The organism is Nocardia sp. NPDC051900 (assembly GCF_044452545.1).
Lineage (GTDB): Bacteria > Actinomycetota > Actinomycetes > Mycobacteriales > Mycobacteriaceae > Nocardia > Nocardia sichangensis.
Window position 1 is genome coordinate 24,225 of the sequence record NZ_JBITBU010000001.1, and the last position, 23,562, is coordinate 47,786.

The following is a 23,562-nucleotide window of genomic DNA, read 5'->3' on the forward strand; positions in this document are numbered from 1 at the left end:
GCAGGCGCGCCGAAACGAGAGCCAGAATCTTGCGTGATCCCGCTCGTCTCGCCGCTCCACACGTCGTATGGTGAACGGTTGCCCCCCGGCTCCCTTCTCGGCGCCGGAACAACTCCCGGACCGCCGAAAATTACCTGGGCGCAATGGGTGTGGATCACTTTACCGTGACCAGATTGGGACTCGACACATCGAACACCGTTCCGGGGCGCGTCAACAACGGCAACACGACCGCCGCCTTTCGTTCGGCGTCGTCGCTCCCGCCCCAGAGTACCGTGCGGCCGCCCTTCAGATTCAGCGAAATATCCGAAATGGACCGTGCCACAACCTCGCTCACCTGAACCGCCAGCGCAGGCGGCACGATGGCGATCACCGAGACCGCAGCCCTGGTCACCGGATCGGCGCCGCCGGGATGATCGGTGATCAACTTCGGCACGCCGATCGGAGCCGGCTCGACCGCGAATTCCACGCCGTCCGCGTCCAGCAGATGCGCGCCTTCCCTGCTGTCGTAGAACAACACCGCGGCGCGCTCGACGACCGTCACCCGAACCGAGGACGGAAACACCCGCTGCACCCGTGCCGTGCGTACCTTCGGAATGCTCGCCACCCGGCGTGCCACGGCATTGGTGTCGATCCGCAAGATCGAGCGGCCGGAAGGAATTTCGAGCACATCCCGCACTTGTTGTTCGGGCACCGCCACCGCGCCCTCGATTCGCACGGTGCGCACCGAGAGCACCGGAGTGAACCAGGCGAGAACACAGAGCACTGCAAGGACGCACACGCTCAGCAATCCCCACAGGCGAATTCGGCGCCAGTCGAGGTCGCCGAACCGATCACCCGCGCGGCGCCCGGCCGCGCGCGCCGACCCGACCCCGCGCACGCCGGGTCACCGTCCGTGCTGGGGACGCGCCCGTAATCCGTCGAGAATCTGACCGCCCAGCATCGTCACGTCGCCCGCGCCCATGGTGATCACCACGTCGCCCGGCAACGCCAGCCCCGCGACCTGGCGCCCGACCCGGGACATGTCCGGCTGGTAGTGCACCGGCTTGGTCACCGATTGCGCCACCAGCGCTCCGTTCACGCCCGGCAGCGGCTTCTCCCGCGCGCCGTAGACATCGAGCACGACGACCTCGTCGGCCAGACTGAGCGCGGCGCCGAAGTCCTGGGCGAAGGTCGCGGTCCGGCTGTAGAGATGTGGCTGGAAGACCACGATGACCCGGCCCTGCCTGGACCGGGCTCCGTCGCGCGCCTCCTGCTGGACCAGTTCGGCGGCGGCGCCTAGCACGGCGCGCACCTCGGTGGGGTGGTGGGCATAGTCGTCGAACACCCGCACCCCGTTCTCCCGACCGGCGAACTGGAACCGGCGGTGCACACCGCCGAACCCTTCCAGGCCCTGGATGATCTCGCCGACATCGGCGCCAGTGGCCCGGGCGGCGAGCAGGGCGCCGAGCGCGTTGAGCGCCATGTGCCTGCCCGGCACCGACAGGCGCAGCGTGCGCGGCGCGGCCTCGTCGGTGAGCTGGAATTGCGCGATGCCGCCGACGTCCCGCGGCTCCCAACTGTGCAGCCGGGCGCCCACCGGGACCGGCGCGTCGGCGAGTTCGCCGGAGCCGTAGCCGAGGACTTGGACGTTTCGCTCGGCCAAGCGCGCACCGACTCGCTCGGCCAGTGCCAGCGAGCCCGGATCGTCCAGGCACACCACCAGCAGGCCGCCCGCGGCGAGGCGGTCGGCGAAGTCGTCGAAGACCTGCACGTAGGCCTCGTCGGAGCCGAAGAAATCCAGGTGATCGGACTCGATGTTGGTGACCACGGCGACGTCCGGGTCGTATTGCAGCAGCGAGCCGTCGCTCTCGTCGGCTTCGGCCACGAAGATGTCACCGGTGCCGTGGTGGGCGTTGGTGCCCGCCTCGTTCAGCTCACCGCCCACCGCGAACGACGGATCGAACCCGCAGTGCTGCAACGACACGATGAGCATGGAGGTCGTGGACGTCTTGCCGTGCGTACCGGACACGAGCAAGGTGCGATGCCCCCGCATCAGCGAGGCCAGCACCGTGGGGCGCAGCAGCACCGGGATATCGCGCCGGTTGGCCTCGACCAGCTCCGGGTTGGTCTTCGGAATGGCGGCGTAAGTGGTGACCACCGCGGTCGGGCCGCCGGGTAGCAGGTCCAAGGCGGTGGCGTCGTGCCCGATCCGCACCTGAGCGCCGCGAGCGCGCAGCGCCAGCACGCCCCGGCTCTCCTTGGCGTCCGACCCCGACACCGCGCCGCCGCGGGCGAGCAGGATCCGCGCGATGCCGGACATCCCGGCCCCGCCGATGCCGACCATGTGCACACGCTCCAGCTCCGGGGGCAGCGCGGTCCGTTCGACGCCCGCGTCCTGGACCACCCGATCTGCGGTCGTGTCGCTCATCGGCGCGCCACCTCCAGCGCGATCCGCGCCACCTCGTCGGCGGCGTCGCGGTGCCCGGCGCCTGCGGCGGCCCGGCCCATCTCGGTCAGCCGTGCGGAGTCCATGAGCAGCGGAATCACCTCATCGATCACGTACTTCGGCGTCAACTCGGAGTCGGGGACAATTCTGCCACCGCCCTGGCGCACCACGGGCCGAGCGTTGAGTTCCTGTTCCCCGTTACCGTGCGGCAGCGGCACGTAGAACGCGGGCAGCCCCACCGCCGAGACCTCCGCGACGGTCATCGCGCCCGATCGGCAGACCACCGCGTCGGCGGCGGCATAGGCGAGGTCCATCCGGGACAGGTACGGCACGGCGACGTAGCGAGCGCCGTCCGCGGCGGATCCGTCCACGTCGATGGTGTTCTTGGGCCCGTGCGCGTGCAGCACCGAGATGCCCGCGGCGGCCAGCTGGGGCGCGGCGCCCGAGACCGCGTCGTTGAGCGTCCGCGCGCCTTGGGAACCGCCGAAGACCAGCAGCACCGGGCCTTCGGACGGAAGGCCGAAGTGCTCCCGCGCCTCGGCCCGCAGTGCGGCGCGGTCCAGTCCGGTGATCGATTCGCGCACCGGAATGCCCACCACCCGCGCGTCCGCCAGGCCGGAGTCCGGGACCGCCGCGAGCACCCGAGCGGCGCGGCGGGCGCCGACCTTGTTCGCGATACCGGCCTTGGCGTTGGCCTCGTGCACCACCACCGGCACCGGGCGTCTGCGGCGCAGCACGCCCGCGCCGGCGGCGAGATACGCCGGAAGCGCCACGTACCCGCCGAAACCGATGATCACGTCGGCCTCGACCGCATCGATGACCGCCCTGGTGGCCGCCACCGAGGCGCGCACCCGACCGGGTAACCGCAGCAGATCGGCGGTGGGCTTGCGAGGCAGCGGAACCGGAGGGATGAGCTCGAGCGGATAGCCGCGCTCGGGAACCAGGCGGGTCTCCAGACCGCGTTCGGTGCCCAGCGCCGTCACCCGGATGGAATCGTCGAGCCGCCGCAACGCGTCGGCCACCGCCAGTGCCGGTTCGATGTGGCCCGCCGTGCCGCCGCCCGCGACGATTACCGAGATCACCTGGATCTTCCCCGTTCTCTTGCGTGATTGACCGGATAACTGGGTTCCCAAGCCCTGGTGGCACGCGCCGAGCTGGTGCCGCGACTCTCCGGCGAGCGGCGGCGCGCCGGTTCCGCACGCCCCCGCCTGCCCTGCGGCAGCGCCGAAGATCCTCGATCGGACGGCCGCGGCGCCCGGCCACGTCGGGCGCTCGCCCGAGCCGGCGCGTACACCTCGGGTTTGGGCAACCGCAACAGCCTACTGAAACGACCGTCCTGTCCGGCGTGCAGCGCCGCGACGGCTTCCGGCTCGTGCCTGGCCGCGTTGGCGATCAGCCCGAACATCAGCAAGGTGATCGCGAGCGATGAGCCGCCGGCGGACACCAGTGGCAGCTGCAGCCCGGTGACCGGCAGCAGACCGACGACATACCCGATGTTGATCATGGCCTGTCCGGCGATCCACGTGGTCGCGGATGCGGTCAGCAGTCGCAGGAACGGATCCGCCGACCGGCTGGCGATGCGCAGTCCCGTGTAGACGAACAAGGCGAACAGGCCCAGCACCAGTGCGCAGCCGAGAAAGCCCAGCTCCTCCCCGATGATCGCGAAGATGAAGTCGTTGTGGGCGTTCGGCAAGTAGCTCCACTTGGCCCGGCTCTGTCCCAGGCCCCTGCCCCAGATCCCTCCGTCGGCAAGGGAATACAGGGCCTGTCGAGCTTGATAGTTGTCGCCCTGCGGATCGGAGCCCGGGTTGAAGAAGGACCGGACCCGATTCGACCGGTAACCGGCGGACATCGCGAGCACGCCCGCGGCGACGACGCCGGAAACCGCGATCGTCACGAACAGCCGGATCGGAAGTCCGCCGAACCACAGCAAGGCGCCGAGGATGATGCCCACCGCGACCGTGGTGCTGAGATTCGGCTGGACCACGATCAACAGACATACCAGCACACCCGCCGGGACGAGCGGCACCAGGATGTCCCGCAGACTCGAACCCATCGCTCGCCGGGAAACCAGCAAGTGCGCGCCCCAGACGATCAAGGTCACCTTCACGACCTCGGACGGCTGCACCGAGACGGGACCGAGGATCAGCCAGCGGCGCGCGCCCTGCACGCTGGTGCCGATGCCCGGAATGAGCACGAGCACCAGCGCCAGTACCGAGATCGCGAACAGCGGGAACGACGCCTGGCGCAACAGGCGCAGCGGAACGCGCAGGGCCAGATAGAACAGCACCGCGCCGATCGCCGCGAACAACGTCTGCTGGATGAACAGGGAGTACGCCGACCCGCCCTCGGCGTACTCGACGACGCCGGACGCGGACAGGACCATGACCAGTCCGAGGGCCGTCAGCAGCGTGGCGATGGTGACGACGAGATGGAACGACGCGAGCGGCCGTGCCAGCCATGAACCGGGACCCGCCCCTACGCCGCGGCCACGCCGGGATGGCGACCCGGCTTCTCGTGCGCCCGAGGTCCGGGCCGCCTTACCGGTCCACCGCCTGCCGTTGCCCGAAGTCACGAGACACCCGCGGCCCGCGCCGGTAGCACCACTGTGACAGCGAACCAGCGGACGCGGAGGATGATTGCGCGTCCGCGACAGCGACTCGACCGACCGAGGCGGATGTCGATACCCCGCCCGCCCCGGTCGGCAGTCATCGCAAACCCCCGATATCGGTGGTTCCGAGGTCACCGTCTTCCAGGGCGTTCACCGCCTGGGCGAAACTGCGACCCCGGTGCGTGTAATCGGCGAACATGTCCAGCGACGCGGCGGCCGGAGCCAGCAGCACGGTGTCGCCGCGGCGGGCGAACCCGGCGGCCGCTCGCACGGCCCGCGCCATGACGGCGTCGGCCGCGGCGGCCCTCGACGCTTCGTCACCCATCCCTGCATCGTCTCCCGCGATCAGCTCGACGACGGGGACCTCGGGCGCGTGTCGCGCCAACGCGGCCGCGAGCACCGGTGCGTCGGCGCCGATCAGCACCGCCGCGACCAGGCGGTCGGCGACCTCCTCGACGAGGTCGTCGACGTGCGCGCCCTTGAGCTGGCCACCGGCCACCCAGATCACCTGCGGATGCGCCAGGATCGATGAGCGCGCGGCGTGCGGATTGGTGGCCTTGGAGTCGTCGACGAACTCGACGCCGGACAGCTCGCGGACGAACGCCGCGCGGTGCGGGCCGACCTTGTGCTCGATCAAGCCTTCCCGGACGAACTGCGGCGCGACGTCGATCGCCCTGGTCAACGCGGAGGCGGCGAGTGCGTCGGCGACGCCGGCGGGGCCGGGCGGGCTGATGTCGCCGACCTCGGCCAGGATCGCGGCCTTGGTGAACGCGCGGTCGAGCAGCTTGCCGTCCACCACGCCGAGCTCGCCGTCGGCGGGCACGCCCACCCGGAATCCGACGGTCCGGCGCGCCTTGGACTTGCGGGCCAGCGAGGCCGCGACCGGATCGTCCAGGCCGACCACGCCGACCCGGCCGACCAGCGCCCTGGCCTTGGCCGCGGCGTAGGCGTCCAGGCCGCCGTGCCAATCCAGGTGATCCTCGGCCACGTTCAGCACGACACCCGCCTCCGGACGCACCGACGGCGCCCAGTGCAGCTGGAACGACGACAGCTCCACCGCGAGCACCTGCGGACCGGGGTTGCGCCGCAACGCGTCCAGAATGGGCAGGCCGATATTGCCGCACGCGACGCTGGCGATGCCCGCCGCGCGCAGGATCGCGTGGGTCATCTGGGTCGTGGTGGTCTTGCCGTTGGTGCCGGTGACGACCAGCCATTTGCGCACCGGACCGTAGATCCTGGCCTGATCGACCCACCAGGAGAACTCCACGTCGCCCCACACCGGCGTACCCTCCGCGACCGCGGACGCCAGCACCGGCGAGTCCGGCCGCCAGCCCGGGCTGGTGATCACCAGCGCGAACCGGCTCCAGTCCGCGTTCTCCAGTTCCGCGGTGGTGGCGACGTCCAGCCCGAGCCCGGCCGCCTCGGCCAGGGCCGCTGCGCCGCCGTCGGTCACCACCGGACGCGCGCCGATGTCGCGCAGCGGTTCCACCAGCGAGCGTCCCGACACGCCCCAGCCCGCGACCAGAACGTCGCGTCCGCGTAGGAATTCCAGCATGGGCCCTGGAGTGCGCAGAGCCCGCGGAGAATGTTCGACCATCTCGTTCACCCGACCGCGGAGAGGTATTCGCTGTAGAACAGCCCGAGCCCGACGGCGGAGGCCATCGCGGCCAGCAGCCAGAATCTGATGATCACCGTCGTCTCGGCCCATTTGCTGAGCTCGAAGTGATGGTGGAACGGCGCCATCTTGAACAGACGGTTGCGCGTGGTGCGGAAGACCGCGACCTGCAGCACCACCGACGCCGTCTCGGCGACGAACAGCGCGCCGATGACGATCATCAGCAGCTCGGTGCGGGTGGTGATGGACAGGCCTGCCAGCAGGCCGCCCAGCGCGAGCGAACCGGTGTCGCCCATGAAGATCTTGGCCGGTGCGGCGTTCCACCACAGGAACCCGACGCACGCCGCCGCGCCCGCGGCGCAGACCAGCGCGAGATCCAGCGGATCGCGCACGTTGTAGCAGCCGGTCTCGGGCTTGGTCTCGCAGGCGTGGTAGTACTGCCAGAACGTGATGATCACGTATCCGCCCAGCACCAGGCTCATCGATCCGGCGGCCAGCCCGTCCAGGCCGTCGGTGAGGTTCACCGCGTTGGACCAGGCGACCACCACGAAGCAGACGAACACCAGGAACACGACCACGCCCATGGTCACCGTGCTGATGTCGCGCACGTAGGACAGGTGCCTGCTGGCGGGCGTCAGCCCGCTGCCGCCGCGGAACTGCAAGGCGAGGATGCCGAAGATCACGGCCGAGGACAGCTGGCCGAGATACTTGCCCGCCGCGGTCAGGCCCAGGTTGCGCTGCTTGCGGATCTTGATGAAATCGTCGACGAAACCCACCGCGCCCAGCGCCGTGGCCAGCCCGAGCACGAGCAACGCCGAGGCCGACGGCCCGTCGGCGTCGTAACCGATGCCGATCAGGTGGGAGCCCAGGTAACCGACCCACATGCCGACCAGGATGGCGACGCCGCCCATCGTCGGCGTACCGCGCTTGGCCTGATGGCTGGCGGGACCGTCGACCCGGATCTCCTGCCCGAAGCCCTGCTTGGCGAACAACCGGATCAGCAGCGGGGTGAGCAGGATCGAGACCGTCAGCGCGATCGCCGCGGCGAAGAGAATCTGTCTCATCCTGCTGCCTCCGTGTCCTGTCCCACCCCGTTGTCCGCCGCGCCGCCGCGTGCGGCCACGGCGGCCGGGTCGGTCAGATGCTCGGCGACCTCCCACAGGCCGACCGACTTCGATGCCTTGACCAGCACCACGTCGCCGGGGGCCACTTCCTGCTCGAGCAGCGCGATCGCGGCCGCGATGTCGGGCACGAGGACCGATTCCTCGCCCCAGGAGCCTTCCATCACCGCGCCCTGGTGCAGCGCGCGGGCGGGCCTGCCGGTGCCGACGGCGACCACCCGGCTGACGTCCAACCGCACCGCGAGCCGCCCGATGGCGTCGTGCTCCAGGACGGATTCCTCGCCGAGTTCGCCCATCTCACCGAGCACCGCCCAGCTGCGCCGCGGCGTCTCGGCCGCGCGCGCCATGCTCACCAGCGCTTTGAGCGCGGCGCGGACCGAGTCCGGATTGGCGTTGTAGGAGTCGTTGACGACGGTGATCCCGTCCGCGGTGGTCCGCACGTCCATCCGGCGGGCGGACGCGGCGCGCGCGTCGGACAGCGCGGCGACGGCGGTGTCCAGATCGGCGCCGCATTCCAGCGCGACCGCGATCGCCGACAGCGCGTTGCCCACGTGGTGCTCGCCGTGCACGGCCAGGCGCACCTGGGCGCTGCCCGCGGACGTGTGCACGGTGAACGCGGCCCTGGCCTGGTCATCGAGCCGGATGTCGGTGGCCCGCACGTCGGCGGTCGCGGCCTGCCCGACGGTCACCACCCGCGCCGATGTGCGCGAGGCCATCGCGGCGACCTGGGGATCGTCGGCGTTGAGCACGGCGAGCCCGGTGGGCGGCAGCGCCTCGACCAGCTCGCCCTTGGTCTTGGCGATGGCCTCGCGGCTGCCGAACTCGCCGAGATGCGCGGTGCCGACGTTGAGCACCACGCCGATGCTCGGCGGCGCCACCTCGGCCAGCGCCGCGATGTGCCCGGGCCCGCGCGCGGACAGCTCCAGCACCAGGAAGCGGGTGCCCGCGTCGGCGCGCAACGCCGTCCACGGGTGGCCGAGTTCGTTGTTGAACGACCCAGGCGGGGCCACCACCGTGCCCAGCGGCGCCAGGACGGCGGCCAGCAGGTCCTTGGTGGAGGTCTTGCCGGACGAGCCGGTGACGCCGACGACGGTGAGCCCGCCGTCGGCGGCGAGACGCGACACGCTGGCGCGGGCGAGCGCGGCGAGCGCGGTCAGCACGGCGGCGCCGGATCCGTCCGCATCGTGGCTGAGCGCGACCGAACTCGACGGCACGTCGCCGCCGCCTGGCGTGACCACGATGGCGGGCACGCCCACCGGCCGCGCCGCCAGCACCGCCACCGCGCCCGCGGCGACGGCCGCGCCCGCGTAGTCGTGGCCGTCGGAGCGCTCACCCGGCAGCGCCAGGAACAGATCGCCGGAACCGATTCGGCGCGAGTCGAATTCGACCGCGCCGGTCACTCGCACCTCCGGGTCTGCGACGTCGTGCAGCGTGCCGCCGACGACCTCCGCGATCTCCCGCAGTGTCATCTCGATCATGAAACCGTCAAGTCCTCCGCGTGGTTACCTTGCGGACTGCGTCTTTCCAATGCGGCCGCGAGTACGTCGCGGTCGTCGAACGGGTGCTTCACGCCCTGGATCTCCTGCCCTGCCTCATGTCCCTTGCCCGCGATCAGCACCACGTCACCGGGGCGCGCCCACGCCACCGCCGCGGCGATGGCCTCCGCTCGGTCTCCGATCTCCCGCACCTCGCCGCGTTCGGCTTCCGGGACCTCCAGTGCACCGGAGCCGAGGGCGGCGCGGATGGCCGCCGGATCCTCGGTGCGCGGGTTGTCGTCGGTGATGATCAGCAGATCGGCGCCCCGCGCGCCTACGGCGCCCATCAGCGGCCGCTTCGCCGCGTCCCGGTCGCCGCCCGCGCCGACCACCACCGCGAGCCGTCCCGCGGTGTCGGCCGCGAGATGACCACGCAGCGTGGCGATCACGGACTCCAACGCCGCGGGCTTGTGCGCGTAGTCGACGATCGCCAAGAAGTCCTGTCCGCGCTCCACCCGCTGCATGCGGCCGGGCACGTCCACGGTCGCCAGCGCCGGAGCCGCGATCGACGGCTCGACGCCCGCCGCGGCGCACACCGCCACCGCGAGTAGGCCGTTGGCGACGTTGTAGCGGCCGGGAAGCCGAAGGCGTACGGGAGTTTCGCCCTGCGGACCGGCCGCGGTGAAGTCTTGTTCGCCGCCGTGCGCCGACACCGCGCCGGTGACGCTCCAGGCGGCGGTCCTGGTGGTCGAGACGGTGACCGGGTTCGGCAGGCCGGCGGCCAGCCGCCGCCCCCACTCGTCGTCCACGCAGACGACGGCGGTGCGGGCCGCGACCGGCGAATCGGGTTCGAACAGCTTGCGTTTGGCGGCGAAGTAGTCCTCGAAGTCGGCGTGGAAGTCGAGGTGGTCCTGGGACAGATTGGTGAACGCGCCCACCGCGAACCGCACTCCGTCCACCCGGCCCAGCGTCAGCGCATGGCTGGATACCTCCATCACCACCGCGTCCACGCCCTGCTCGACCATCAGCGCGAACATCGCGTGCAGCTGCGGCGCCTCCGGAGTGGTCAGCGCGCTCGGCACCCGCCTGCCGCCGATCCTGGTCTCGATCGTGCCGATCAGCGCGGTGGACAGCCCCGCGGCGGCCAGGCCCGCCTCCACCAGGTAGGAGGTCGTGGTCTTGCCCGAGGTTCCGGTGATCCCGACGATGCGCAGCCGCTCGGACGGATTGCCGTAGATCGTGGCCGACAGCTCGCCGAGCACCGCCCTCGGATTCTCCCGCACCAGCACCGGCACCTCGAGCGGACCGGCCAGTTCCGCACCCGCCGCGTCGGTCAGTACCGCGACCGCGCCGCGGGCGACGGCGTCGCGCGCGAAACGCGCCCCGTGCGCGCGGGCCCCGGGCAGCGCGGCGAACAGGTCACCGGGCAGCACGGCATCCGAGCGCTGCTCGATGCCGGTGACCGCCACGTCCGATTCGGCGCTCGTCGTGGCCCCGATGACGGCGGCCAGCGACGCCAGCGGCGTTGACGGCGAATGCTCTGGCCGCAATGCGCGCGGTTGACCGGACTGCACAGAAACCAGGCTCCTTTCGGGGGCGGCGATCGACGTGTCAGGTTACCGGCGACCGGTCACGGCGGGACCATGCGCCCCGTCGCAACGCCGGGGAGGTCGCCCACCGCACCCTACGGGTTCGCCCGCCCGGCCCGGACCGCGCCACGCGGCACTCGGACGCCGCCGGGCGAGGACGCGGCGCGCACGGCGGGCCGTCGTCGGCCTGTGCCCCTCGAACACCGCACTCACCTGCTGCTTCCTCCACACCGATCCGATGTCTTCGCTACCGACCGCACATCCCCGGAACGGATCGATCACCCTGCCTGCAAGACGAATTGCCTGGACGGCTGGACCGACGGCGGGATGCGGTCGCGCTGCAGGGCCCACGAGGCGATGTTGTGGAACAGCGGAGCCACCGAACCGCCCCCGGAGCCATCCGAACTGCGCACGGGCGCGTCGAGCATGAGGCCGATCACGTACCGAGGATTCTCCGCGGGAACCATGCCCGCGAACGTGATCCAGAACGACGACGTGGAGTAGCACCGGCAATTGCGATCGACCTTCTGCGCGGTACCGGTCTTGCCCGCCACCTGGTAGCCCGTGATGGCCGCTGGCCATCCGGTGCCGTTCTGGTTGGCGTTCATGGGGTCACGCTGCACCACCGCCTGGAACATCGTCCGCAAGGTGGCGGCGGTCTGCTTGCTCACCACCCGCACGCCGTCCGGCTGGGTCTCCTCGGTGCGGGCGCCGTCCGGCGCGATCCGCGCCCGCACGATCCGCGGCGGAATGCGGACACCGTCGTTGGCGATCGCCTGATACATCCCGGCCATCTGCAGCGTCGTCATCGAAAGACCTTGGCCGATAGGGAGATTGGCGAAGGTGCCGCCGGACCACTGATCCCGGTCCGGCATCAGGCCCGCGCTCTCGCCCGGCAGGCCGATGCCCGTGCGCTGCCCGAGCCCGAACCGGTGCGCCATGTCGGCGAAGCGATCCTCGCCCACGCGCTGCGCGAGCATCAGCGTGCCCACATTGGAAGAGCGGCCGAAGATTCCGGTGGTCGTGTAGGGCTCGACGCCGTGCGACCACGCGTCGTGCACCGTGACACCCGCCATCTGGATCGCGCCGGGCACCTGGTGCACCTCGTCGGGATCGGTCAGGCCGTAGTCGATGGCCGCGGCCGCCGTGACGATCTTGTTCACCGAGCCGGGCTCGAACACGTCCGTGACCGACGGGTTGCTCAGCTGGGCATTGGCCCACTTCTGCGGTCCCAGGTCGGGATTGAAGGTGTTGTCGTTGGCCATCGCCAGGACCTGCCCGGTCTTGGCGTCCAGGACGACGGCCGAAGCGGAACCCGCACCGGAGACGTCTTTGGCCTGCTGCACCTGCTGCTGCACGTAGTACTGCAGATCGGAGTCCAAGGTGAGCTCCACGGCGGACCCGTTGACCGCGGGCTGCTCGTCGCGCCAACTGCCGGGAATGACCGCGCCGTCCGAGCCGCGATCGTAGGTGTGCGATCCGTCGGTACCGGCCAGCACCGAGTCGAGCGACGACTCCAGCCCGATCTGCCCGTGACCGTCCCAACCGACGGCGCCGACGACATTCGCCGCCAGGGACCCGCCGGGGTAGACCCGTGGGCTTTGTTGATCGGAGCCCACCTGCGGGTATTTATCGGTGATCTCGTCCGCGAGGCGCGGATCGACGTTCTGGGCGAGGAACACGAACTGCTCGTCGCTGTTCAGCTTGGCCAGCAGGTCCGCTTCCGCGGGCGCGTCTTTGCCGAGCTTCTCGTGGATGGTGCGCGCGATGTCGCGCAGCCGCTGATCCGGATCGGGCGCCTTGTCGTTCTTGGCCTTGGCGTCCGCCAGTTCCTTCCGGACCGCGACCGGCCGGAAATGCAGCGCCTTGGCCGACACGGTGAAGGCCAGCGCCTTGCCGTAGCGGTCGGTGATCGGCCCGCGGATGGCCGGATCGGGCTGATGGGTGGTGCGCTGGCTGGCCGCTTGGGCCGACAGTCCCGGCGCGGCGACGCTCTGCACCCACAGCAGTTGCAGCGCGACGACCGCGAGCGCGACGAACATGACCACTCGTCCGACGCCGAGGCGCAACCGGAGCGGGCCGTCCGAGACAGCTGAGCGCGGTGGCCGCGGCCCGCCCGTGGTGCGGGGCGCCGAGGGCCCGCGCCTGCGCGGCGCGGGCCTGGGATGCGTCACTGCGGGGCTCCGTCGGGCACCGCCTCCGGGGCCCGCGCGGCTTCCTGCTGCGGCGACGCTTCCGCGGGCGGCTGGGGCGAAGTGGCCTGCGGTGTGACCGAAGCCGCGGGGACCCCGGGCTGCGGCGAGTTGATCGCCGAAGTCGGGGCCGGGCTCGCGGCCGTTGGCGCCGGGTTCACTTGCGCGTTGTTCTGCGATCCCGTGTTCGGCTGACCCGGCACCGGAGCACCGGGCGTGGTGGTGACCGGCACCACCCGCTCCCCTCGCGGCGACCGCGCGGAAGGCGAGGCGTTCAGCGGCGGCACGGGAGTGCCCTCGGCCGGGGCGGGCTTGCCGATCACCGTGACCGAGCCGTCCGGACCGACCAGCAGGCGAGCCGGGTCCTTGGCCGGGATCATGCCCAGTTCACGCGCCCGCAGGGCCAGCTCGGGGGCCGAATCGGCGACCTCGACCTCGCGCTGCAGGGCCGCGCGCTCGTCGGCCAGCCGCCGGTTCGTCGCTCGCGCGTCGCCGAGCTGATAGCTGTCCTCGGCGGCACGGGTGGTCAGCAGCAAGGTCAGCGCGAGGCCGCAACCGAGCAGGGCGATGATCGCCGTGACGAACGGGATGCGCGCCGCCATCGCCGAGCGCCGCACGGTGGGCAGGAACGCGCTGTCCGAACCACTTTCGCGCATTCGCCGCCGGGCGTAGGCGCGTTGCGCCGCGCCCGACTTCACCCGCTCGGCGTCCTGGACCCGCCGGGCGACCCGGCCCGGCGCTTCGACGGTCCGCGTCCGCACGCTCATGGATTCCCCTCCTCTGTCCTCCGGGGATGCCGGGCGAGCACAGCGCTCCGCTGTCTCATCCGGCCTCCGCTACCGCTGCGGGACATCCGCACCCGGCCGGCGCGATGTGGGCACTGCTCGCTCACCGCGCCTCCTGGATCCGCTCGGCGGCGCGCATGCGTACCGGGGCCGCCCGCGGGTTGTCCTCGACCTCCTGCTCGGTCGCCTTCTCCGCGCCACGGGTCAGCATCCGGAACTCCGGTCCCATGCCGGGAAGCTCGACCGGCAGGCCCACCGGCGTCCTGGACGCGGTGTGGGCGGCGAGCTCGTGCTTGACCACCTTGTCCTCCAGCGATTGGTAGGACATGACGACGATGCGGCCGCCCACCCGCAGCGCGGCGAGCGCGGCGGGCAGCGCGGCCCGCAACGAGTCGAGCTCCCCGTTGACCTCCACCCGCAGCGCTTGGAACGTGCGCTTGGCCGGATGCCCGCCGGTGCGGCGCGTCGCCGCGGGAATCGTGGCGTACAGCAGCTCCACCAGCTCGGCGCTGGTGCGGAACGGTTTGCTCTGCCGACGCCGGATCACCTCGGCGGCGATCCGGCTCGCGAAGCGTTCCTCTCCGTAGGTCCGCAGTACCCGGGTCAGATCGCCGTGACTGTAGGTGTTGAGCACATCGGCGGCGGTGGGCCCGCTGGTCGGGTCCATCCGCATGTCCAGCGGGGCGTCGACGGAATACGCGAAGCCGCGGTCGGCCTCGTCCAACTGCATGGAGGAGACGCCCAGGTCCATCAGGATCGCCGAAACCGAACCGGTGGCGGGCAAACCGGCCTCCGCCAACGCGTCGACGATGCCGTCGTAGCGGGTGTGCACCAACGTGATTCGGTCCGCGAACGGCTCGAGCCGCTCGCCCGCCAGCTTCAACGCGGTGGTGTCGCGGTCGAGCCCGACGAGACGGAGCCCCGGGTAGGTGTTCAGGAAATGCTCGGCGTGACCGCCGAGGCCGAGTGTCGCGTCGACGTAGACCGCGCCCGGCTCGGCCAAGGCCGGACCGAGCAGCGCGTCGGCTCGCTCCAGCAGAACCGGAACATGGCGGGGACCGCGCTGTTCACGGTTCACCTAGACCTCCCGGAGTCTGCCTCGCGTCGTCGCGCACCGCACACGGGTCGCCTTGATACACAGTGCTTTCCATACGGACACGAATGCCCCGTGGTCTCTGACCGAACTTTCGGCACCTGGCGTCGGGGAAGTACGTCAGGGTCCGCGTCCGGGCAGAGACCGCGTGGCACTCGCGCGCCCGCGGCTAGAAGATTCCGCCCAGCGACTCGTCTCTGGCTTGCGAGAAGTCCTCCTCGTGCTCGGCGAGGTAGGACTCCCACGCCTGCTTGTCCCAAATCTCCAGGAAGTCGACCGAACCGATCACCACGCAATCCCTGTTCAGGTTGGCGTAGCGACGATGGTCGGCGGACAACACGATCCGGCCCTGCGCGTCCGGACGTTGCTCGTCCGTTCCGGCCGCGAGTGCCCGGACGAACGCACGGGCCTGCGGATTGCTTCGAGACGCGGCCGCGGCCCGCCGGGCGAGCGCGGTGAACTCCTCTTTCGGGTACACGGCAAGGCTGTGGTCCTGCCCCTTCGTGACCATCAACCCTCCCGCCAGATCGTCTCGAAACTTCGCAGGCAACGTGAGTCGCCCCTTGTCGTCCAAGCGAGGTGTGTAGGTACCGAGAAACATCTCGATACCTCCCTATTCGATCACCTCGATGGTCGGCCCTTCAGTACTGCGCGCTCCACATTACCCCACTTTCCCCCACTTTCAATCGAAACAAGCGGTGATCTGGCTCCCGACTCAGACGATTCCGCAGGTCATGTCAGCTATCACCGGCGTGGAGAACTTTCGCGAGTTCTGCCGACACGCGCCGCCCCAGGCGACAAACGCCCGAAAACACCCAGCAAACCCCCTGGTGTGGCACCGGAGGGGGCGAAGTGGGGGAAGTTCGTGGGGAGGTGTGGGGCGAGGGGGAAGTCGGACCCGAAGATCATTCGCGGCGTGATCGGTTGCACACACGAACCGGCGACGCCGCACCATCGCGGTGCGGCGTCGCCGGTCGTGCTGAAGTTGTCAGGCTACGGGCGAGCTATTCCTGCTCGAACCGCCGCCGGAAGCGATCCTCCATACGCTCGGAGAAACCGCCGGACTTGCGCTGGCGCCCTCGCCCGCCGCCGGAGGACGCCTGCCCGCCGGACCGGTCGTTCTTGGCGATGCTCTTGGAAGTGCCCAGCAGCAGGAGCACGCCTGCACCGAACATCACGATGAACCCGATCAGGCTGATGATCGGAAAGCCGCCGGGCTTCACGGGCGCTGCGATGCCTGCGACGAGGAGAAAGAGGCCGAGGACGAACAACGCCGCGGCCTGGAGTCTGCGACGACTCGAGGTCGAACGTAGCCGTCCGCCGCGGACGGACGAGGCGAACTTGGGATCCTCAGCATAGAGAGCGCTCTCGATCTGTTCGAGCATGCGCTGCTCGTGCTCGGAGAGTGGCACGGTACCTCCCCCGGCACTAGGACGTGGCTGTCGCCTCCGGGTAGACGACAGATAGCCGACCTTGGCGGCCATCTGTCACCAATGATACGAGTTCGATCAGGGCCAGACCACCTAATGGGCACAGTCGGACGTAGTCCGTCATCAGCCCGCGCATGGCCGCAGCGAAGGCGAAGGTACGCCTAATGGGCACAGTCGGACGTAGTCCGTCATCAGCCCGCGCATGGCCGCAGCGAAGGCGGAGGTACGCCTAATGGGCACAGTCGGACCTCGTCCGTAACCAGCCCGCCCGTCGCCGGGGCGAAGGTGAAGGTAGGCCAACACGCCGATAACTAAGCGGTCATACCGCCGGTCATTCCAGGGGCGGGCCGCAACCGGGCCGATGCCGCGAGGAGATCTTCCACGTCGTGGAGGAATGCCGCCACCCGCGAAGAGAACTCGTCCGCCTCGTGTTCGTCGACATTCCGGTCCAGGCCCGCCTCCAGTGCCGCCCGGATCTCCGAGCGCGCGCTGAAGTAGTCCGCCCACATCACGAATTCCGGCGCGGCGCGCTGCATCAGCACCCACGCGTTGCGCGAGCGCGCCCTCGGCGCGGTGTCGGCGCCCGTGAGCGCGATCACCGCGCCCGCCCCGCGCAGCGCCGCCAGGTAGGCGGTGCGGAACCGTTCCCGCGGATCTCGTTCCCCAGCCGCCTGCATGAGCAACCCGTCCGCGCGCTCCAGCAACTTGCCGGCCCGGCCGGGCCGGCCCGGATGTTCCACTCGACCAGACATCGCCGTCCCTCCACCCTCGCGTACCTTGGCCCGTATGCGGCGCTGGAGACGGCGTGCCCCACCGCTTTCCAGCACCGCCCGGACCGAACAGGTATTCGAACGTTTGAATTGAGCTTCAATATAGAGACGCCCACCGACAACTTTCCGCGTCCGCGCGACCGACGAGAGCCATGACCGCCGTCAAGCCCAATCACACTCCCGCACCCGCCGTCATCGATCTCTCGGTGGCGGCCCTGCGCTCCCGGCTGCACGACGCGCTGGCGGTCTACGTGGCCGCCATGGACTATCCGCGCGGGACCGAGAACCATCGCGCGCCGATGTGGACCGAGCACACCACCCGGCCCGGCTGGCAGGCGGTCGCCGCGGTGCTGCCCGACGACTCCGGCCGGATCGATTTGCGCCACGCGCCGATCGTGGCGATCGCCTACGGCTATCGCGGCGCCGCGCACCAGTGGTGGCATCAGCAGGTGCACAGCGGAATGCGGCGTTCGGGTTGGCCGGAACATTCCGCGCGCGAACTGCTCTCGGATTACTTCGAGCTCACCGAGCTGCATGTGCATCCAGCCGCGCAGGGCCGCGGCATCGGCGGCACGCTGCTGGAACGGCTGCTGCGCGACCGCACCGAGCGGGCGGTGCTGCTGTCGACGCCCGAAGTCGCCGGTGAGGACAACCGCGCCTGGCGGTTGTATCGCAGGCAGGGATTCACCGACGTGGTCCGCAATTTCGTCTTCGCGGGCGACAACCGGCCGTTCGCGATCCTCGGCAGGCGGCTGCCGCTGTGAGGATCACGTGACGGTGATCGTCGTCGGCTCGGGCCACAACGCCTTGGTGGCCGCGTGCTACCTCGCCCGCGCCGGGCACGAGGTCGAAGTGCTCGAACGCGACGAGGTCCTCGGCGGAGCGGTGTCGACGGTCGAGCGGTTCCCCGGCCACCGGGTCGATCGCGGCTCGTCGGCGCACATCATGATCCGCCACACCGGCATCGTCGAGGACCTCGAACTCGATCGTTTCGGCCTGCGGTACATCGACTGCGACCCATGGGGTTTCACGCCCGCGCACGCGAATCGCCCCGCCCTGGTGTTCCATCGCGACCTGGATGCGACCTGCGCCTCCATCGCCGTGGCCTGCGGCCCGCGGGACGCGGACGCCTACCGCCGGTTCGTCCGGGTGTGGGGTCCGCGCAGCGCCAGGGTGATGCGGGCGTTCGGCGGCGCACCGACGCCGGGCAGGCTTGTGCGGTCGTTCTGGGGACTGGACGCGAGGAACGGCGGCAGCGCACTCTCGCGGGAGTTCCTGCAATCCGGCGACGCCCTGTTGGACGCGTTCTTCGAGGACGAACGGTTGAAGGCGTCGCTGGCCTGGTTCGGCGCGCAGTCCGGGCCGCCGATGTCGGAGCCGGGCACGGCGCCGATGGTCGGCTTCGCCGCGCTCATGCACACGCTGCCGCCGGGACGCGCGGTCGGCGGCAGCGGGGCGCTGACCACCGCGCTGGTGGCGCGGCTGCGGTCCGACGGCGGGGTGGTGACCGCGGGCGACGCGGTGTCCGCCCTGCATCGCGACGGGGACCGCTGGCGGGTGCGCACCGCCTCGGGCCGAGAGTTGCGCGCGAGCACCGTGATCGCGGGCTGCCACGTGCTGACCACTCTGGATCTGCTCCGCGACGGCGGCTTCGACGGCGCGGTGCTCGACGACTGGCGCACGCGCATCCGCGTCGGTCCCGGGATCGGGATGGTGGTGCGGGCCGCCACTTCGGCGCTGCCCCGTTATCCCGGCAGTCCGATCGATCACTCCGCCCGCGGCCTGCAATTGCTGGTGTCCGATCGCGCGCAGTTGCGTCGCGCGCACGGCGCGGCGCTGGCGGGTGACCTCCCGCCGCGACCGGTCGTGCTGGCCATGAGCTTCAGCGCCGTGGATCCGACCATCGCGCCGCCCGGCGAGCACCAGTTGTCGCTGTGGGCGCAATGGCACCCGTACCGACCGGCCTCCGGGGCGAACTGGGCCGGCCTCGCGCAGCGGGAAGGCGACCGGATCATCGCCGAAGTCGATTCCTACGCGCCCGGTTTCGCGGAGACGGTGCTGCGCAGACACGTACAGACACCCGTGGACCTCGAGCGCGAACTCGGGCTCGTCGGCGGCAACGTGATGCACGTGGAGATGTCGCTGGACCAGATGATGCTGTGGCGTCCGCTGCCCGAGCTGGCGGGGCAGCGGGTGCCCGGCGCGCCGGGACTGTATCTGACGGGCGCGTCCACCCATCCCGGCGGCGGCGTCTCCGGCGCCAGCGGACGGACGGCCGCCGCACTCGCGCTGCGCGACCTGAACCGGCCCAGGTTGTCGCGGTGGCTGCGACGATGACGGATTCGGGCGAACTGCCGCCCGAGGCGACAGAACGGTTCCGATACCGCTCGGCGCGTTTTCTGCTGCCACTCGCCTTGGTCGTGCTGACGATCGTCGCGCAGATCGGTTACCCACTCGCCGCGGGTGGTGCGCGCGACCGTGTCACCGTCGCGGTCGTGCTGCTCTCCGCCGCCGCCGCACTGGCGCACGCGACCGCGACCAGGGGGTTCCGCTATGCCGTCGGTTTCCTGATCATCGTCTCCGGCGTCGGGCTCACCGCCGAGGTGATCGGTACCGCGACCGGCATACCGTTCGGCTGCTACGAGTACGCGACCGACCGGCTCGGGCCCGCTCTGCTCACGGTGCCGCTGCTCGTCCCGCTGGCCTGGACCGGCGGGATGTATCCGGTGTGGGTGGTGGCCGGGTTGTTGTCACGGCACACGGTCACGCGGGTCCTTGCGACGGCGGTGGGCGCGGTGGGCTGGGATCTTTTCCTGGATTCGCAGATGGTGACCGACGGGCAGTGGGCCTGGTGTGACACCCACTCCGGCCTGCCCGGGCTGGACCTGATTCCGGTGACCAACTACCTGGGCTGGTTCGCTGTCGCGCTCGTGATGGGCTGCTTGCTGGCGCTCTGGGAGCGAGCGGCTCCGGATCCCCCACGGGTAGCGCGACCGGGTGGCCGCGCGATCGCGGTCGCCGTACCGGTGGCCTTCTTCCTGTGGACCTGGCTGGGGTCGGCGCTGGCCCACGCGGTGTTCCTCGGTCTGCTGCCGTCGGCCGGATACGGTTTCGCCGGTATGGGTGTGCTCGGTGTTCCCCTGCTCGTCGTCCTGGCTCGCGCGCGCCGCTGACCCGGCGTGATTCCCCGCACTCGGCGCGCCGACGCGCGCGATGAGTGGCGCGTTTCATTCCGGGCGGACGGCCTGGCACGATGTCACCCGTGCAGCCGAGTCCCGTCACCACGAAGCTCGATACCCCGGATCGCCCGCCGCGGCGGGTCCCACGCCGTGCCGCGCGTGCCGCTTCGGTCGTCCTGCTCGCGGCGATGCTGGTCCCGATGCTCGCAGCGTGCCTGCGGGTGCAGGTTTCGATGGGGGTCTCGTCCAACGACCGGGTGTCCGGACGGATCGTCGCCGCCGTGGTGCCCGCCGACGCCGGGGACAAGGGCCCGCAGCTGAAGGCGCCCGAGACGCTGGCCGCCAAGGTGCGGGTGGAGCCGTACGCCCAGGACGGATATATGGGCAGCCAGGTCTTCTTCGAGGATCTGTCGTTCGGCGAGGTGCAGCAGCTCGGCGGGCTGTCCGAGCAGACCCAGGGCATGTTCCAGTTGCAATTCCAGCGCACCGGCGACCTGGTCAGCCTGAGCGGGCGGGTCGATCTGAAATCGGTGCCGCCGCACGGCTCGGACGTGCAGTTCACCATCGCGTTCCCGGCCCGCGTCGCCAAGACCAACGGCAGCCGCGAGGGCGACAACGTCGTCTCCTGGAAGCTGCCGCCCGGTGATGTCTCCACATTGCGCGCCGAGGTCAGTTACGCCGACCCGAACACCCGCTCGTTCGCGGGCTGGGCGGGCATCGCGGGCGGCATCACGCTCGCGGTGGCCGCCATCGTCGCGGCCATGGCGTACATGGACCGCAATCCCGCCGCGCCCGGCGCGCCGGAGGTCGGCTTCTCGCTCAGCCGCTGGTGGCGCTCGGTGACGCAGAATCGCTGAGCGACAGGTCGGTGTGCCGCGATAGCGTGGCCCGCATGGTGAGTGCCGACCTGCCGAAGACGTTGCGCGCGAACTCGATCCTGCCGTCCTTCGCCGCCGCGGTCGCCGTGTTGGGCGCGGGCATCGCGCTGTACAACCGGATCACCGTACGGCGGTTGACGAACACCCCGACGACGGTGATCGAACCGGTCACCGTCTGTATCCCGGCGCGTGACGAGGCCGACCGGCTACCCGAGCTGATCGGCGACCTGCGCGCCCAGGTGGGCGTGCCGCGCATGGCGGTACGCGTCCTCGACGACGCGTCCACCGACGACACCGGCGCCGCGGCCCGCGCGGCGATCGACGGCGACCCGCGTTTCACCTTGCTGCACAGTGAGTCCGATCCGGTCCCCGGCTGGACCGGAAAGGCCGCCGCCTGCGTCCGGCTGGCCGAGGAGGTGTCGACGCCGGTGCTGATCTTCTTGGACGCCGACGTGCGGCTGGCTCCGACGGCGCTCGCGGCGGCGGTCGGCGCGCTGCGCGAACGACGCGCCGCGTTGGTCTCCCCCTGGCCCCTGCAAGTGGCAGGCTCGGTGTCGGAGGCGCTGGTGCAGCCCCTGCTGTGCTGGTCGTGGGCCTCGACGCTGCCGGTCACCGCGGCCGACCGGAGCCTGCGGCCCGCCACGGCGGTGGCCTGCGGGCAGTTCCTCGTGTTCGACAACGCCGCGTACCGCTCGGTGGGCGGCCACACGGCGGTGGCCGGAAGCGTCACCGAAGACCTCGACATCGCCCGTACGCTGCGGCGAGCCGGTCATTCCACGGTTCTGGTGGCCGCGGGACCGCTGGCCCGCACCAGGATGTATCGCGACGCCGCGGAATTGGACGCGGGCTACTCCCGCTGGCTCTGGTCGGCCTACGACGGCACGATAACGGGTGGAGCGGCGGTGGGACTGGTTGCCGCCCTTGCCTATTGGGTGCCGCCCGCAGTGGCGGTGTTCGGCCGCGGGGCGCACCGCCGGGCGGGCCTGGTCGGCTGGCTCGCCGCCGTCGCCGGGCGACTGCTGGCCCGCTCGACCGAAACCGGCGGCCCGCTGAAACCTTCGGATCTGCCTGCCGCCGTCGCGCATCCGGTGTCGGTGGCGGTGTATCTGCTTTTGTGGGTGCGATCACACCTGGCCCGGCGCCGCGGCACGGCGCGCTGGAAAGGTCGGCCGCTTCCCTGAGCAGCCGTGCCGCGGTGACGGAAATCTCATGGCACCGGGGTGATTCCCACCGTCGGCAGGAAGAAGCAGGACTTGGCGCCGTTCTGCACCGTGCCGAACATCGCGGCGAGCACGGTGCCCTTCCCGGTGTCCACCGGGACCGCGCGCACCCCGCCCATCGGGAGGGACGCGACGAGGAAGTCCCGGATCGCCTGCTCGGCCGCGGGCCGCTGGTCCGGCGGAACGGCCGCGGGAACCATCGAACGCGCGACCTCGGGCAGCGGCCCCATGGCGGCGGTGCCACTGCGACCGGTACTCAGGTTCAGCCAGCTCACCTGCATTCCGGCGGTATTCGGGCCGTCCGGTCCGAGCCCGTAGGGCACGAAGGTGAACATGGCCTGCCCGGCCTTGACGGCGCTGAGGTCCTGGCCGGGAATCTGGACGGTGGTCTTCGGCCACGGCCCCGGAATGGCGCCTGCCACGGCGGGCGCCAGACCGGCCGTGGTGTTGTCGAGGCAGAACGCCGACGCGCTCGGGTACGCGAACGGCTGGATACCGAGCGCGCGCAACGCGTCGAGCGCGGCTTGATACGCGCCGAACAGGTCACCGGGGGCGGCGATCGGCACGGAGTCCTCGGGAAACGCGGGAATCGTGGCATCCGGAGCCGCGAACGCGGCCCCCGGCCCGGCGAGCACGAAGGCGATCGAACTGGTCGCGACAGCGGACAACTGGGTCAGACGGCGCAATATGGTCACGAAACCTCCTCATCGGCGGAACGATCGAGGGGGACAGTACTCCGGCAAACGCAATCAGCAGCCGAGATTGCACACAGCAATTTCGTGGCGAGTCCTGTTTGCCCGGAACGGACCTCCGCGTCGCCCACCGGCGTTCCCCAGCGTCGGCGATAGCCGTATGCTGCATCGGACCTTCCCAGTCCGGCGCCACGCGCCCTGGATCGGCGAAGCGCGGAAACTCACCTCGCCCTCGGCAGAGCAGCGCACGCCCGGTTACTACAAAGATCCGATGAATCGGCGTCGACAAGATCTACGCTCACGGTGATTACTTCTCTTGTTCCAGGCTTCCCTTGCTGGGCATCATGATTCGGCTCGCCCCTGACATCCGTTGGAGGGGGGTCGGCGCCAACCATCCAGAGCGACCGAGAGACCTGGCTCGTCGACGTCGCAGCAACCCCCCGGTCACCGGGTGCGGGTGCTTCCGCCGGGACCGATGGAGGAACCG

20 protein-coding genes and 1 riboswitch are annotated in these 23,562 nt (G+C 70.7%); of the genes, 5 read left to right on the forward strand and 15 right to left on the reverse strand.

Annotated elements, in window-relative coordinates:
* Positions 1–154: 154 nt before the first annotated feature.
* The 14 genes from ACIA5H_RS00120 to ACIA5H_RS00185 all read right to left on the reverse strand — a co-directional run bounded on the left by ACIA5H_RS00120 (position 155) and on the right by ACIA5H_RS00185 (position 17,088).
* On the reverse strand, positions 155–877 hold the full coding sequence (locus ACIA5H_RS00120; protein WP_397072772.1) for a cell division protein FtsQ/DivIB: 723 nt from the start codon (positions 875–877) through the stop codon (positions 155–157).
* A gap of 6 nt (positions 878–883) precedes the next feature.
* Positions 884–2,407 carry a UDP-N-acetylmuramate--L-alanine ligase gene (murC, locus tag ACIA5H_RS00125; protein WP_355079647.1) on the reverse strand — a complete coding sequence of 508 codons (1,524 nt, stop codon included), beginning with the start codon at positions 2,405–2,407 and terminating at the stop codon, positions 884–886.
* Positions 2,404–3,507 carry an undecaprenyldiphospho-muramoylpentapeptide beta-N-acetylglucosaminyltransferase gene (gene murG, locus ACIA5H_RS00130; protein ID WP_355079645.1) on the reverse strand — a complete coding sequence of 368 codons (1,104 nt, stop codon included), beginning with the start codon at positions 3,505–3,507 and terminating at the stop codon, positions 2,404–2,406. The genes murC and murG overlap by 4 nt, the downstream gene beginning before the upstream one ends.
* Entirely contained in the window at positions 3,504–5,000 is a 1,497-nt protein-coding gene (gene ftsW, locus ACIA5H_RS00135; protein ID WP_379253096.1) for a putative lipid II flippase FtsW, read from the reverse strand. Before ftsW ends, murG begins: the two co-directional genes overlap by 4 nt.
* A gap of 133 nt (positions 5,001–5,133) precedes the next feature.
* Positions 5,134–6,591, reverse strand: a complete 1,458-nt coding sequence (murD, locus tag ACIA5H_RS00140) for a UDP-N-acetylmuramoyl-L-alanine--D-glutamate ligase (protein ID WP_397073394.1) — start codon at positions 6,589–6,591, stop codon at positions 5,134–5,136.
* Positions 6,592–6,638: 47 nt separating this feature from the next.
* Positions 6,639–7,715 (reverse strand): phospho-N-acetylmuramoyl-pentapeptide-transferase, encoded by a 1,077-nt coding sequence (gene mraY, locus ACIA5H_RS00145; RefSeq protein WP_397072775.1) that lies wholly within the window; start codon positions 7,713–7,715, stop codon positions 6,639–6,641.
* Positions 7,712–9,250: a UDP-N-acetylmuramoyl-tripeptide--D-alanyl-D-alanine ligase gene (gene murF, locus ACIA5H_RS00150; RefSeq protein WP_355079643.1), complete on the reverse strand. Its 1,539-nt coding sequence runs from the start codon at positions 9,248–9,250 to the stop codon at positions 7,712–7,714. The genes mraY and murF overlap by 4 nt, the downstream gene beginning before the upstream one ends.
* Complete coding sequence (locus ACIA5H_RS00155; RefSeq protein ID WP_397072778.1) at positions 9,247–10,821, reverse strand: UDP-N-acetylmuramoyl-L-alanyl-D-glutamate--2,6-diaminopimelate ligase; 1,575 nt, start codon at positions 10,819–10,821, stop codon at positions 9,247–9,249. The genes murF and ACIA5H_RS00155 overlap by 4 nt, the downstream gene beginning before the upstream one ends.
* Positions 10,822–11,114: 293 nt before the next feature.
* A complete protein-coding gene (locus tag ACIA5H_RS00160; RefSeq protein WP_397072780.1) occupies positions 11,115–13,010 on the reverse strand; it encodes a peptidoglycan D,D-transpeptidase FtsI family protein in 1,896 nt (631 codons plus the stop codon).
* A complete protein-coding gene (locus ACIA5H_RS00165; protein ID WP_397072782.1) occupies positions 13,007–13,795 on the reverse strand; it encodes a hypothetical protein in 789 nt (262 codons plus the stop codon). Before ACIA5H_RS00165 ends, ACIA5H_RS00160 begins: the two co-directional genes overlap by 4 nt.
* Before the next feature lie 121 nt (positions 13,796–13,916).
* The gene (gene rsmH, locus ACIA5H_RS00170; protein WP_397072784.1) at positions 13,917–14,891 is read right to left on the reverse strand and encodes a 16S rRNA (cytosine(1402)-N(4))-methyltransferase RsmH; all 975 of its coding nucleotides are present in this window, start codon (positions 14,889–14,891) and stop codon (positions 13,917–13,919) included.
* 184 nt (positions 14,892–15,075) lie between these two features.
* Entirely contained in the window at positions 15,076–15,507 is a 432-nt protein-coding gene (gene mraZ, locus ACIA5H_RS00175; protein WP_379253088.1) for a division/cell wall cluster transcriptional repressor MraZ, read from the reverse strand.
* A 403-nt stretch (positions 15,508–15,910) separates the two neighbouring features.
* The gene (locus ACIA5H_RS00180) at positions 15,911–16,318 is read right to left on the reverse strand and encodes a DUF3040 domain-containing protein (RefSeq protein WP_039797093.1); all 408 of its coding nucleotides are present in this window, start codon (positions 16,316–16,318) and stop codon (positions 15,911–15,913) included.
* A gap of 329 nt (positions 16,319–16,647) precedes the next feature.
* Positions 16,648–17,088 (reverse strand): SAV_6107 family HEPN domain-containing protein, encoded by a 441-nt coding sequence (locus ACIA5H_RS00185; protein ID WP_355079634.1) that lies wholly within the window; start codon positions 17,086–17,088, stop codon positions 16,648–16,650.
* Positions 17,089–17,258: 170 nt separating this feature from the next.
* Here ACIA5H_RS00185 and ACIA5H_RS00190 point away from each other — a divergent pair, with 170 nt between their 5' ends.
* The 5 genes from ACIA5H_RS00190 to ACIA5H_RS00210 all read left to right on the forward strand — a co-directional run bounded on the left by ACIA5H_RS00190 (position 17,259) and on the right by ACIA5H_RS00210 (position 22,344).
* Positions 17,259–17,870 (forward strand): N-acetyltransferase, encoded by a 612-nt coding sequence (locus ACIA5H_RS00190; RefSeq protein ID WP_355079632.1) that lies wholly within the window; start codon positions 17,259–17,261, stop codon positions 17,868–17,870.
* 7 nt (positions 17,871–17,877) lie between these two features.
* Positions 17,878–19,443, forward strand: a complete 1,566-nt coding sequence (locus tag ACIA5H_RS00195) for a phytoene desaturase family protein (protein ID WP_397072788.1) — start codon at positions 17,878–17,880, stop codon at positions 19,441–19,443.
* Positions 19,440–20,279, forward strand: a complete 840-nt coding sequence (locus ACIA5H_RS00200) for a carotenoid biosynthesis protein (protein ID WP_397072790.1) — start codon at positions 19,440–19,442, stop codon at positions 20,277–20,279. Before ACIA5H_RS00195 ends, ACIA5H_RS00200 begins: the two co-directional genes overlap by 4 nt.
* 80 nt (positions 20,280–20,359) lie before the next feature.
* Positions 20,360–21,142 carry an LppM family (lipo)protein gene (locus tag ACIA5H_RS00205; RefSeq protein ID WP_379253084.1) on the forward strand — a complete coding sequence of 261 codons (783 nt, stop codon included), beginning with the start codon at positions 20,360–20,362 and terminating at the stop codon, positions 21,140–21,142.
* Positions 21,143–21,177: 35 nt separating this feature from the next.
* Complete coding sequence (locus tag ACIA5H_RS00210) at positions 21,178–22,344, forward strand: glycosyltransferase (protein WP_397072792.1); 1,167 nt, start codon at positions 21,178–21,180, stop codon at positions 22,342–22,344.
* A 26-nt stretch (positions 22,345–22,370) separates the two neighbouring features.
* Here ACIA5H_RS00210 and ACIA5H_RS00215 read toward each other — a convergent pair whose 3' ends face one another.
* Complete coding sequence (locus tag ACIA5H_RS00215) at positions 22,371–23,078, reverse strand: hypothetical protein (protein WP_356965187.1); 708 nt, start codon at positions 23,076–23,078, stop codon at positions 22,371–22,373.
* 385 nt (positions 23,079–23,463) lie between these two features.
* Positions 23,464–23,557, forward strand: a riboswitch (SAM riboswitch).
* The last annotated feature ends 5 nt before the right edge of the window (positions 23,558–23,562 follow it).

Coding starts and splice junctions, on each gene's coding strand:
- ACIA5H_RS00210 (WP_397072792.1), top strand. CDS start 21,178: ATGGTGAGTGCCGACCTGCCGAAGACGTTGCGCGCGAACTCGATCCTG.
- ACIA5H_RS00200 (WP_397072790.1), top strand. CDS start 19,440: ATGACGGATTCGGGCGAACTGCCGCCCGAGGCGACAGAACGGTTCCGA.
- ACIA5H_RS00205 (WP_379253084.1), top strand. CDS start 20,360: ATGTCACCCGTGCAGCCGAGTCCCGTCACCACGAAGCTCGATACCCCG.
- murC (WP_355079647.1), bottom strand. CDS start 2,407: ATGAGCGACACGACCGCAGATCGGGTGGTCCAGGACGCGGGCGTCGAA.
- ACIA5H_RS00190 (WP_355079632.1), top strand. CDS start 17,259: ATGACCGCCGTCAAGCCCAATCACACTCCCGCACCCGCCGTCATCGAT.
- murD (WP_397073394.1), bottom strand. CDS start 6,591: ATGCTGGAATTCCTACGCGGACGCGACGTTCTGGTCGCGGGCTGGGGC.
- murF (WP_355079643.1), bottom strand. CDS start 9,250: ATGATCGAGATGACACTGCGGGAGATCGCGGAGGTCGTCGGCGGCACG.
- mraY (WP_397072775.1), bottom strand. CDS start 7,715: ATGAGACAGATTCTCTTCGCCGCGGCGATCGCGCTGACGGTCTCGATC.
- ACIA5H_RS00165 (WP_397072782.1), bottom strand. CDS start 13,795: ATGAGCGTGCGGACGCGGACCGTCGAAGCGCCGGGCCGGGTCGCCCGG.
- ACIA5H_RS00185 (WP_355079634.1), bottom strand. CDS start 17,088: ATGTCTGGTCGAGTGGAACATCCGGGCCGGCCCGGCCGGGCCGGCAAG.
- mraZ (WP_379253088.1), bottom strand. CDS start 15,507: ATGTTTCTCGGTACCTACACACCTCGCTTGGACGACAAGGGGCGACTC.